We start from the raw sequence: 12705 nt of genomic DNA on the forward strand, positions 1-12705 counted from the left end.
AGATATGTTAGCTCAAAATACTCAGAAAAATGCGGGTGCAAAAGCGACGCAGACGCAGGAAACAAGTGATTTCAGCTCCCTGCTTGCGCAGGAGTTTAAATCCAAAACTGAACAGTCCAAAACGGCGGTTCAGAACGCTGTTAAAACACTGGCTGAACAGGCGCTGGCTAATTCAATTACGATTTCCTATGACGCGTATAAAAATATCGAGTCAATCATTGCGGAAATCGATCTGAAGATGTCAGAACAGATTAACCTGATCCTGCATCACAAAGAGTTTCAGCAGCTGGAAAGTGCATGGCGCGGCCTGCATTATCTGGTCAATAACACCGAAACGGATGAGAAGCTGAAGTTACGTTTCATGGATATGTCCAAGGACGAACTGCGCCGTAACATGAAACGCTATAAAGGCGTGGCATGGGATCAGAGTCCGCTGTTCAAACAGGTTTATGAAGAAGAATATGGCCAGTTAGGTGGCGAGCCGTACGGCTGCCTGGTTGCTGACTACTATTTCGATCATACTCCGCCTGATGTTGACCTGCTGGGTTCTATCGCGAAAGTGGCTGCTTCTGCACACGTACCGTTTATCACCGGTGCATCACCGTCTGTTATGCAGATGGATTCCTGGCAGGAACTGTCCAACCCGCGTGATCTGACCAAAATCTTTACCCAGAACCTGGAATATGCAGCATGGAACTCACTGCGCCAGTCTGACGATGCCCGTTATATCGGTCTGGCCATGCCGCGCTTCCTGGCGCGTCTGCCGTACGGTATCGAAACGAACCCGGTTGACGAGTTTGATTTTGAAGAAACCACTGACGGTTCCGATCACAGCAAATATTCATGGTCAAACGCGGCCTATGCAATGGCTGTGAACATCAACCGTTCATTCAAACATTTTGGCTGGTGTACGCTTATCCGCGGTGTGGAAAGTGGTGGCGTGGTTGAAAACCTGCCTTGCCATACTTTCCCGAGCGATGACGGCGGCGTGGACATGAAATGTCCGACAGAAATTGCGATTTCTGACCGTCGCGAAGCGGAACTGTCCAAAAACGGTTTCATTCCGTTAATCCACCGTAAAAACACAGATTACGCTGCGTTTATCGGGGCTCAGTCTCTGCAGAAACCTGCGGAATACTATGATCCGGATGCAACGGCTAACGCCAACCTGTCAGCACGTCTGCCGTACATGTTTGCCTGCTCCCGTTTCGCGCATTATCTGAAATGTATTGTCCGTGACAAGATCGGTTCATTTAAAGAGCGTGATGACATGCAGAAATGGCTGAACGACTGGCTGATGAACTATGTTGACGGGGATCCGGCTAACTCTTCTCAGGAAACAAAAGCACGCCGTCCGCTGGCTGCCGCGGAAGTGGTGGTTGAGGATGTGGAAGGGAACCCTGGTTACTATCAGGCGAAATTCTTCCTGCGTCCGCACTTCCAGCTGGAAGGTCTGACCGTTTCTTTACGTATGGTCGCTAAATTACCGTCACTGAAAGGTGCTGCGTAATCGCGTCCTGACACAATATTCTCTCGCTTCACAAAGGGAATAGCAGTTCATTGCCGGTGAGAACCATAAGGATAGCAGGTCCGATATCCGGCATAACAAAAGTGGTCACCACAGGGTGTGGTTACCTGTCAAAGCAATTTGATTAATGCATTAATAAGAGGAAATACTGATGGCTCAAGATATGTTTTTAAGAATCGCAGGCATCGATGGTGAAGCTCAGGATCACGCGCACAAGGATGAAATTGAAGTTCTGTCATGGCGCTGGGGTGTAAACCAGCAGTCTAACATGCACAGTGGTTCAGGCGGCGGTTCCGGTAAAGCAACTGTGGAAGATTTCACATTTGTTCACTATACCGATAAAGCAAGTCCTAACCTGCTGAGCTACTGCTTATCCGGTAAACACATCAAAGACATCCAGTTTACTGTCCGTAAAGCGGGTGGTACCCCACTGGAATACCTGGTCATTAAATTCACTGATGTTATCGTCACTGATGTTGCAATGCAGGGTTCTATCGAAGACGAAAGCCGTCCGCGTGAAGTGGTTAAATTCTCCTTCACTAAGATGACTCAGGAATATGTTATCCAGAATGCTGAAGGTAACAAAGCAGGTACTATCGCAGCTACCTACGATGTTAAAGCTAACCTTATCAGCTGATAGTATTTTATGTTGGAATAAAACCTGCTGCTTTCAGGCAGCAGGTTTTTATCTCCGGGAAGTTTTTTTATAAATATTTAATTGTTTGCAATTTACGGTGGCGGACAATATTATTAATGACTCTTAGTTGTTTATACATATAAGCATTTTCATAATGCCAGGCATGGTTATATGTCCAATAATACAGAAAGAAAATATACCCTGTTTAAGGTAGTGAATATCCTGTGTGTCCTGGTCATATCCTTTCTGATTACAGGGTGCAGTTTTTTTAGTACATCAAAATCAACCTCTTCTGAAGATAAGTCCGCATCAGAACTAAAAATTAGTTTAGTGGCCAGCGCTGAAATTAATAAAAATAAAAACCATCTGCCATCACCACTGAATGTATTTGTTTATGCTGTTAAATCTAAGCAATCATTTTTAAGTACGGATTATTTAACCTATTTATATAAAAACAAGCCTAATCCTGAAAATGAAATGCTTATCCTGGAATATATTATCAGGCCAGGTGAGACAAAAATTATCGATTACAAAATTAATTCGGAATTTCCCTATATCGGGGTCATAGCAGCTTACAAAGATATCAGTAATGCCAAATGGAGTGCCGTATATCCTTTATCAAATTTACGCGGTGCAACATGGACTGAAAAGTATATTTTATTTACCGAGCCTGAACATGAAATTAAAGTCTTATTTTCAAATTCAGTTGTGTCAATCAAAGAGAATGGATGAGTTGTGAGAACAAATAAAGTCGTATGGAGTGAGGGACTGTTCCTGCGCCCTCAGCTATTCCAACAGCAAGAACGTTATTTTGAATATATTGCTCATAAACGTGCAGCGACCATTAGTCCGTTCTTCTGGGGTTTTGCACAATACGAGATTGATCGTGAGGCATTGTCTTATGGCAAGCTGGTCTTACGTTCAGGGCAGGGGGTTTTTCCTGATGGTACGCCATTCGGGATCCCGGGCCACGATGAGCAGCCTGAACCTTTAACCATTACAGCCGAGCATCTCGGAAAGATGATTTATCTGGCTGTGCCATTACGTCTTGATAACAGTGATGAAACGATTTTTGATGAGTTTGACAGCAGCTCATTAGCCCGTTTTTCCTCGTATGAAGAAGAGATTAATGATACTAACGCTGTGCGCCAGGGACCGAAACCGATCCAGCTGGCCCGTATGCGTCTGCGTCTGATGCCGGAAACGGAAATGACGGAATCATGGATTGGTATTGCCCTGGCGAAAGTCAAAGCTATCCAGCCGGACGGCAGTGTGCTGCTGCATCTGGAGGATCATATCCCGCCGGTTACCGGTTATGCGGCTAACTATCTGCTGATGGAGTGGATCACGCACTTAAACGGCCTGGTAAAAATGCGTGCGGATATGCTGGCGTCACGTCTGGCGTCCAGTGACGGCAAAGCCAGCGCCAGTGCGGAAGTGGTTGACTATCTGTTATTGCAGATCTTCAACAAATATGAGCCGATTTTAAACCATCTGCGTCATATCCCGGAAACTGCACCGATTGTGATTTATGAGGAGCTGGCTAAGTTTGCCGGTGAATTATCCACTTTCCTGCGGGCAAAAACACGCCGGCCGAATGTGGCGCCGGGTTATGACCACGCCAACCTGTATGCGTCAATCCGCCCGCTGGTGGATGAAGTGCACGGCCTGCTGAACCAGATGCTGGTGCGTTCCGGCCAGAGCATTCCGCTGGTGCGTCAGGAGCATGGTGTCTGGACGGCATCGGTCATTCCGAGCGAACTGCGCGGTTTCTCCAATCTGGTACTCGCGGCGTCATCGCAGTTGCCGCAGGATGTTATGCAGCACCAGTTTGTGGCACAGACCAAAATCAGCTCGCCGCATAAACTCCAGGATCTGGTTCGTTCCCACCTGCCGGGTCTGATTTTACGTAATCTGCCGGTTCCGCCGAGACAAATACCTTATACCTCCGGATATCTGTACTTTGAACTGATGAAGCAGGGACCTTACTGGGAAAATATTCTCAACAGCGGCTCTCTTGCCCTTCACGTTGCAGGGGACTTCCCGGGGATACGGCTTGAGCTTTGGGGCGTGAGGGATTAATGAACCTGTTCAATGACAATTACGGTGATGATGACGATCAGGACAAAAAAGGTCCTGACGGCGCATTAGCGGATCATCAGGAAGAGCAGTCCCCCCAGTCAATGGGGGCTTTTCTGCATGATGACGGTAGTTTTTTCGCACCGCTGGACAGCGACCCGCTGCGCAATGACGAAATTGATTACCGTGATCTTGCGATTAAAAGTGAAAGCATCCAGGCCCGGATACAGCGTGTCAGCCGGGCGGAAGATCCGTTGCTTGAGGCGGTACAGCCGCTTCTGCGGGCGCTCAGTGAACTGCCTGAGCAGGTTTCCGACCTGAAGCAGGTGGAAATCCTCAAAAAGAGCCTGAAAAATGAAATATCCACCTTTACGGCGGTCTGTGATGCGGTAAGTATTCCGTGGCAGAAAATGGCCATTATCCGTTATGCCATTTGTACCGCGATTGATGAATCTATTCACTCCAAAGCCTGGGGGCTGGCTTCCGGCTGGTCGCAGAGTAACCTGCTGAACCACTTTGAAGGGGATAACGACGGGGGGAACAAATTCTTCCTTCTGATCGGCCGTTTGTCCATGAACCCGCAGGAATATACCGATGTGCTGGACATACTGTCCCGTATTCTCGGCCTCGGGTTTGAAGGTCGTTACAGTATTATCGAAAACGGCGATCGCCAGCTGAATAAAATCCGCCAGCGTCTGCTGTCGTTACAGCAGAGTACCCGTGACTCGGTGCCGGCGGCATTATCGCCGAATGCGACAGTGACCCAGGAAGATAATGAAGTGCGCCGGATCTACCTGCCTGTCCGTATTTCTCTGATTATCTGCACGTTTATTCTGATTAGTCTGTTCGCCCTCTTTAAATACTGGCTCTCCGTTGATCTCGGGGAATTTACCGATCGTGCCGCAGCACTGAAGCGCGGTGAGCTGAAACATACTCAGCTGGCGGTCAGTATGCCGCGCTTACGTCTGGCTGTTCTGCTTAAAGATGAAATAGCCAAAGGTCTGGTTGAAGTGGATGAAACCGGTCCGCAAAGTATTGTGACGTTCCGCGGTGATGCCATGTTCCTTTCCGGACGCAGGGAAGTCAAACCTGAAATGGACAAAATCCTCACCCGTGTGGCAGATGAAGTCAAACGTGTTGACGGTAAGGTCGTGATTACCGGACATACGGATAACGTGCCTATCGGACGGGCTAAGTTTGCCAGTAACGAGGAGCTCTCGCTGAAACGTGCTGAATCTGTGGGGGACTTCTTTGCGAAAGCAGGTATCCCGGCGCAGGGTATTGAGACAAAAGGCATGGGGGCTTCACAACCGATCAGCAGTAATAAAGATGAACAAGGGCGTGCGCTTAACCGTCGCGTTGTCGTTTATGTTACCTATCTGTGAGTTATAAAATGTCATTCTGGAATCGAACATTTGCACTGCGGTTTTTAAAAAGATTTTTGATCTTTATTTTCTTTTTATTAGCAGCCGCCATCATATGGTACCTGGGACCGACATTCGGCTATGGTGAGATTCGTCCGCTGGAAGATGCAGTACCGCGGATCATCTTCATTGTTCTGCTGGCTGTTATTTTTATCGGGCTCTGGTGCCGCGTTCCCTGTTTTCTGCTCGGGGTACTGACACTCTGCGTGACATTCTGGGTATTCTCACCCTATTTGCTGCTCGGGGAATCCTATCCGTTTGAGGAAACCACACCCCGGCTGATTGTTATCGGGGTCATTACGCTGGTGACACTGCTGTATTGTGTCTGGCTGCTGATCTCCATGCTGCGGTTCAACCCGGAAAAACTCGATCGTTTCTTTAAGAGAAGTAACGTTGATCCTGTCCGTGCAGGCGAACATTACCGGGAAGTTGTTGCGGTTATTAATAATGCAGCCCGTTATGTGGCGCATACCAGCCGTAAGATCTCCCGCTGGAGTCATTTCTGGCGTCCGAAAAAAGTCGTTTATGACCTGCCATGGTACATGATGCTGGGTTCGAAGGATGCCGGTAAAACCACCGCAGTTCTGTCATCAGGTCAGGAGTTCCCGTTACCGGAACAATTACTGCGCGTTTCCAGAGAAAGCACGCCGACCGCTAACTGTGAATGCTGGTTTACCAATGAAGCTATCTTTGTTGATACTTCCGGTAAATATATTGATGAGTCAGATGAAAACGCGGGTGAATGGGAAGCGCTGGTTAAGGCGATTAAGAAAAACCGTCCGCTGAAATCACTCAACGGCGTGGTGGTCACCATCCCGGTGACTGATCTGCTGGGTAAAGATAAGAAAGAGCTGTACGCATTATCATCAAAATTCAGAACACAACTGGATATGCTGCGCCATGAATTAGGGGTGCGTTTCCCGGTGTATGTGATGATCACCAAGATGGATATGGTGTCCGGTTTTGATGAATACTTCCGGTCGCTGACGATGGAAGAGCGTGATCAGATCTGGGGCTTTACACTGCCGTTTGGTGAGAAAAAGAAAAAATCCGATGCGATTGTCGAGATCCGCGATGTGCTGCGCAATGAGTTATCCGCGCTGGAAGGCCGTCTCGATAAAGATATGACTGCGCGTATGCTGGATGAGTATGATGTCACCACGCGTAAACGCATGTATCAGTTACCACAGGACTTCCGGTTACTGGCGGATTCCATCACCGAGTTCGGTCAGAACGTCTTCTCACCGTCCCGTTATGATGATACGCAGAAGTTTACGTCGTTACGCGGTATCTATTTTGCCAGCAGCACGCAGTCTACCATGCAGTCTCTGCTCAACCCGAATACCATTGTTCAGAAATGGCGGGATATGGCAAACAGCCTGGGGGATGTGGTCGCTGATAAAGCAGAGGATACCGAAGATCGTCTGGTTCAGGAAACCGTCAACGGGAAGCATTTCTTCCTGAAACAGCTGTTTGAGAACTTTGTCCGTGACCGCAACCTGGTGCGCTACAACCTGGCACTGACCGCCAAGTACCGCTTCCAGACACTGGCCGGTCACCTGCTGACGATTATGCTGACGGTCTGGCTCTGTTATGCACTGGTGATCAGTTATCACAACAACCGGGATTATCTGGATGGTGCAACCGCGAAAGTGGAAGAGGTATCGACGGTTCTGGATGAGTATCTGGAAAATAACAGTGACGGCCTGCTGGCGAAGATGCTTTCACTGACTCAGGATATTCCGGTGCTGGGCGTGTTCGACTTTAAAGATCCGCGTCTGTCTTACCGTTACGGCCTGTATGTCGGTTTTGATCTCCGTGAGGAATCAGACAAGATTTATCAGTATTTCCTGCAACGCTGGATGCTGTTCTCGCTCGAACGGATGGCAGAAAAATCGCTGTATGACGCAGTGACAGCAGATGATTCAGATACTATTTACGATAAACTGAAGACCTATCTGATGCTGCACGGTGAAGGGAAATTCGATAAGGATTACCTGATTAAAACGCTGACGGAAGAAGCACAGGCAAACCGGATGATCGAAAACTACGGTCAGACCATCGTCTTTGTTTCACATCTGGAAGAGCTGTTCAATAATCCGCAGTGGAGCCGGTATAACCCTGAGATTAATGACCGCCTCGTGGCTGCCGCACGCGTGGTTCTGCAAAAAAAGCCGTTAGCCTCTCGCCTGTACCAGAAAGTTAAAGAACAGGCGATGACGGAGGCGCCTGAAAATATAACACTGAACAAGCTGGCCGGTGATCAGCTGGGCAGTATTCTGGAAATCAGTGATGAATCACTGGCACTGAACGGTATCCCCGGCATTTTTACCAATGCCGGGTATCATCAGGTTTTTAAAAAAAAACTGACGGACTACGTGAAAAATATCCTGAGTGAAGACAGTTGGATCACAGGACAGAAAAATGAAGGTAAAGGCCGTAAAGCCGATATTAAGCAGCTTGACGGTTTTTATATGTCGGAGACAGAAGAAGCGGTTCTGAAGCTGTATCTTCAGGAGTATACATCAGTCTGGAATCAGTTCCTCAGCGGCATTCAGCTGAAGAAAATTGTGCCGGATACGGCCGTGGGAAACGATACCACATTTGATATGTATGCTTTGCAGATCCTCAGTGCCCCGGATTCACCGCTGATTGACATGATCACGCAGATTGGTCATGAAACGGCGTTATCCGTGGATTTCGCCAAACAGGAATCGCAAATGCCGGATCTGTCCAAAACCCAGGCCGGGCGGAATCTGACAACCGGGCGTATGGGCTCTGTCACCCGTAATCTGAAAGACCTTCAGACCGTTAAGGATGCACTGTCGCAGCGGGAAACAAAAATCCTGTATGACAATGTGGATCGCCGTTTCTCGGCACTGCACCGCTTAATCAACCTGGATACGTCTCCGCAGCAGGGAAACCGGCGGATACAGGCGGGACAGGGCGGGGATAACGGGCTGAACAAAATTATCAGCATGCTGGGGGATCAGCATAACTACCTGGTGATTACGGAATCGGCGATGGAGGACGGCAGTGCGCTGCCTTACCCGTCAGAGGCGGAAAAACGTCTGAAAGCGGAATCACGGCTCTGGCCGGCACCGCTCAAAGCGATCATTATGCCGCTGCTGGGAGGTATCTCCGTAAAGCTCAGTCAGCAGTTCACACTGCAAAGTAATGAAGCAGTTAAAACGGAATTAGGCGACATGTGTGTCGCCTCTTTTCAGGGCAGCTACCCCTTCGCGGACAGCGAAGAGGAAGTCAGCCTTGAGGAGTTCGAAGTTTTCTTCGGGCCGAACGGTATAGTGGATGCGTACTATAAAGAGAACCTGGAAAAGCTGGTGGATACCAGTGTGTCACCATGGCGCTATAAACGTGAAGATCTGCGCGGAAATGAAGACCGGGAGGTGTTGCGTTTTTTCGAACAGGCCCGGGAGATCAAGAAAGCTTTTTTTCGTAACGGGATGAGTGAAAATGTTTCTTTCAGCTTTAACGCAAGTATCCCGGCATTATCGCCGCGGATTTTGCAGTTTGGTATCAATATTAACGGAACAGCACTGACTTATAAACACGGGCCGGTCTGGCCTAAAGTATTTAAATGGCCGGAGCAGGATACTGAAAATACCATTACGATGAATGCTGTTTCCGCAGATAATTCAGAAAACACTGAAGAACGTGTGCTGATGGGCGAATGGGCACTGTTACACTGGATGGATATGGCAGCCGAACAGAAAGATATATCGCCGGCTAAACAGACATTAATTTACCGGCTGGGTGATCAGAAGGTTAGTATAAATGTTAACGGATTAAATTATAAAGGAAAGCCGGTTAATAAATTGCTGAAGAACTTTAAATGTCCGGCAACTATTTAAATAATAGGTAATTGTAATTAAGAATATTCGGTTGCTTATTTAATTGTGGACTTTTCCTATTAATTATCAGAGCGATTTCTTTATATTGATAAATGGCTGCTTATTATGAAAATAAAGACAAATTTCCCGGGATTGGGAAATAGTTCAGGAAGAAACAGAATTAAGGGAAATCACGTAATTTATCGTGTTATCCGCCAGTGCAGCCAATTAAATATCAATCAGTCGCTTAACAGCAGAATGATTACAGAGCAATTCCCGTGGTGCTTTGCTGTACCGGCTTCAGAAAAGAAAGATACGTTTTATCTCGGTGCTTTCAGTTTCCTCAGTGATGATAAATGTGTTGTTCTGTACACAAAGGCAACGGATAAGTGGACTGTCAGACACCTGAGTACGGTATCAAATGTTATTTTCTGGTGCTCCCGGATAATTGCATTTCATATTGAAAATGAAAATTGTGTGATTGATGAAAAGAAATTAAGAAACTGGGTTACGTCGCTGCAACGATATTACTCTCCGCTGTGGGAATCGGTTCTCCTGAAACCCCGGTTTCAGTTTAAGAACAATTCGGACGTTCTGATATCTGAAATGACGTACACGGATTGCAATATCAATGACAATGGAGGAGTTAGCGCGATGCCATGGATAAATTGGCCTTATTGTATTAAGTCTTTTGACTCTGCCTGGCTATGGCGTCTGAATCGGCAGGGAAACATTTTAGACTCAATTAAGATAGATATCAGAAACACGGATGTCTCCGTTTAATTATGTACTTAATACAAATTTGATTTGTATCAAACCAATTAGGTGTGAATATGCCTCGAACATTAACGCTGTATTGCTCGGCAATGCCGGAACTGGCAGGTGAGCCGGGCCTTGCAATATCGACGCTGGAGGGTGAGGAAGCCCTGTCAGTGTTGTATCAGTATAAGGTAGTTGCGAAAACACCCGCAAACCCTGCTATTCCGTGGCAGGTCGCAGCAAACCTTGATCTGAAAAAATTTATCGGACAGCAGATGACGGTTGTTATCGAGCTGGACGGTAACGGACTGGATATTGAACGTGGTTCAGGTAAGGGCCACAGAGAGGTCACCGGTCTGGTGGAACGTGCCCGTTTTATCGGACGGGATGAGAATCAGGCGATGTATGAATTTATCATACGTCCGTGGCTGAATCTGGCGACGCTGACTTCTGACTATAAGAATTTTCAGCAGAAATCCGTCGTGGATATTATTGATGAAGTTCTGGCAAAGTTCCCTTTCCCGATCGAAAAGCGTCTGTCAGCTATTTATCCGCAGCTTGATTATCAGGTTCAGTATGGTGAAACGGACTTTGATTTCGTTCAGCGCCTGATGGAAGAGTGGGGTATTTACTGGTTCTATGAGCATTCTGATCTGAAGAACCGGCTGATCCTTGTTGACCATGTCGGTGCGCATAAGCGGACATTCAGTCCGGCGTATCATTCGCTGCGGTATGAGTCTGATAAACCGAAGGACGGACAGGAATATATCGATCAGTTCGGCGCTCAGGAAACGGTGACGTCAGGGCAATGGCTGACATCGGATTATGACTTTAAAAAATCCCGTGCGGATATTTCCGCGCTGGATAAAAAGCCGCGTAAAACCAACTTTAACGAGTATGAACAGTACCAGTGGCCGGGGGATTATGATGATCCGTCTGTCGGGGAGTTCCTGGCGCGTGTCCGCAGTGAGGAGCAGGGGTGTCTTGGTTCCAGGGCTGCCGGTTCCGGTGAAATCCGCTCTGTGGTCTGCGGTACAACCTTTACACTGGAAAATTATCCGCAATCCAAAGCAAACCGCGAATATCTGGTAATTTCGAATCAGCTGCGGGCGACTGAAATCAACCAGCAGTCTGACAGTGATGATTTCAGTATCTACACCAGCTTTGTGGTGCAGCCGACAACAAAAGTCTATCGTCCGCCGCAGACTATCACCAAGCCGTTCACTCACGGGCCGCAAACCGCACTGGTTGTCGGGCCGGAGGGAGAAACGGTCTGGACTGATGAATATGGCCGGGTAAAAGTGCGTTTCCTGTGGGATCGCTACGGTAAAAATACCGATGCCGATTCCTGCTGGATACGTGTCGGTCAATCATGGGCCGGGGATAACTACGGCGGGATTTATATTCCGCGTGTCGGTCAGGAAGTGATTGTCGACTTCCTGTATGGTGACCCGGATCGTCCGATGATTATCGGCAGTCTGTATAACAACATGACGCCGCCGCCGTGGGAACTGCCGGCAAACCGGACGCAGAGTGGTTTAATCAGCCGGACTATCGGCGGGGGGAAAACCAACTATAACGGTATCCGTTTTGACGATAAACCGGGGCTCGAAGAGTATTGGGAGCAGGCGGAACGAAATATGTCCCGTGTGACCAAACTTAACGAAACTCAGCTTATCGGGGTTAACCATACCCAGACTATCGGTGTGAACTCGGATTCTACTGTCGGGGTCAACCGCAGCGAAACGGTCGGTGTGAACAAGAGCAGTATGGTTGGTGCCAACAGCAGCCAGATCGTGGGGGCTAACTTCTCCCAGGATGTTGTCGGTTCAGCCTCCCGTATTGTCGGCATGACCGATAGCATTGTTATCGGCGGCGCCTTCAGCGGGATATACGGTTCCAGCCACGCCATGAATATCGCGGCGGCCAGTTCGTATAACGTTGGCGGGGCTTATGCTATTAACGTGGGCGGGGCTTACTCCACTAACGTCGGTGGTTACCACTCGGTAGCGGTCGGTGGTGCCATGCAGATGGGGGTCGGTGGTGCGTTTGCTCTGACATCCGGCGGAGAACTGGCTATCGGCTGTGTGGGATGTATGGTGATTACAGCTGACCAGATTAAGATCAAAGCCAAAAACGGCCTGATTCTTGACGGGGCAAATACGTACCTTAACCCGGGTGATAATGCGCATGCCCGTGGTTTCGGTACCCAGCCGGGCAGTCCGGTCGCGGTTGCAGCGCCGGCAATGCCGGGACTGCCGGGATTCTTCTTCTTTGCCATTATTCCGGTGAAACCACTTACACCAAGGCCGACGGATATAGTCACGACACCGGAAGAAACCTCACCGGAAGTGACGACACCGGAACCGACGACACCGACAGTGACGACACCGGAACCGACGACACCGACAGTGACGACACCGGAAC

General features: G+C 48.4%; 7 protein-coding genes. All 7 read left to right on the top strand.

All coding sequences use genetic code 11. The annotated features are described in order from the left end of the window. The first annotated feature begins 4 nt into the window (after positions 1-4). Positions 5-1510: a type VI secretion system contractile sheath large subunit gene (tssC, locus tag R5268_RS18715; protein ID WP_107680663.1), complete on the top strand. Its 1506-nt coding sequence runs from the start codon at positions 5-7 to the stop codon at positions 1508-1510. Between the two features lie 169 nt (positions 1511-1679). Beyond that, a complete protein-coding gene (locus R5268_RS18720; RefSeq protein WP_107680662.1) occupies positions 1680-2165 on the top strand; it encodes an Hcp family type VI secretion system effector in 486 nt (161 codons plus the stop codon). A gap of 171 nt (positions 2166-2336) precedes the next feature. Then, positions 2337-2897 (top strand): type VI secretion system lipoprotein TssJ, encoded by a 561-nt coding sequence (tssJ, locus tag R5268_RS18725; protein ID WP_046893918.1) that lies wholly within the window; start codon positions 2337-2339, stop codon positions 2895-2897. A 3-nt stretch (positions 2898-2900) separates the two neighbouring features. Then, entirely contained in the window at positions 2901-4247 is a 1347-nt protein-coding gene (gene tssK, locus R5268_RS18730) for a type VI secretion system baseplate subunit TssK (protein WP_107680661.1), read from the top strand. Next, complete coding sequence (gene tssL / locus R5268_RS18735; RefSeq protein WP_107680660.1) at positions 4247-5629, top strand: type VI secretion system protein TssL, long form; 1383 nt, start codon at positions 4247-4249, stop codon at positions 5627-5629. Before tssK ends, tssL begins: the two co-directional genes overlap by 1 nt. A 56-nt stretch (positions 5630-5685) precedes the next feature. Further along, positions 5686-9540: a type VI secretion system membrane subunit TssM gene (gene tssM, locus R5268_RS18740; RefSeq protein WP_218454492.1), complete on the top strand. Its 3855-nt coding sequence runs from the start codon at positions 5686-5688 to the stop codon at positions 9538-9540. An 812-nt stretch (positions 9541-10352) separates the two neighbouring features. After that, positions 10353-12705: type VI secretion system Vgr family protein (locus R5268_RS18745; RefSeq protein ID WP_317420423.1), on the top strand; the 2353-nt coding region annotated here is incomplete at its 3' end.

The organism is Morganella sp. BCCO 40_0007, assembly GCF_032989665.1.
Lineage (GTDB): Bacteria > Pseudomonadota > Gammaproteobacteria > Enterobacterales > Enterobacteriaceae > Morganella > Morganella sibonii.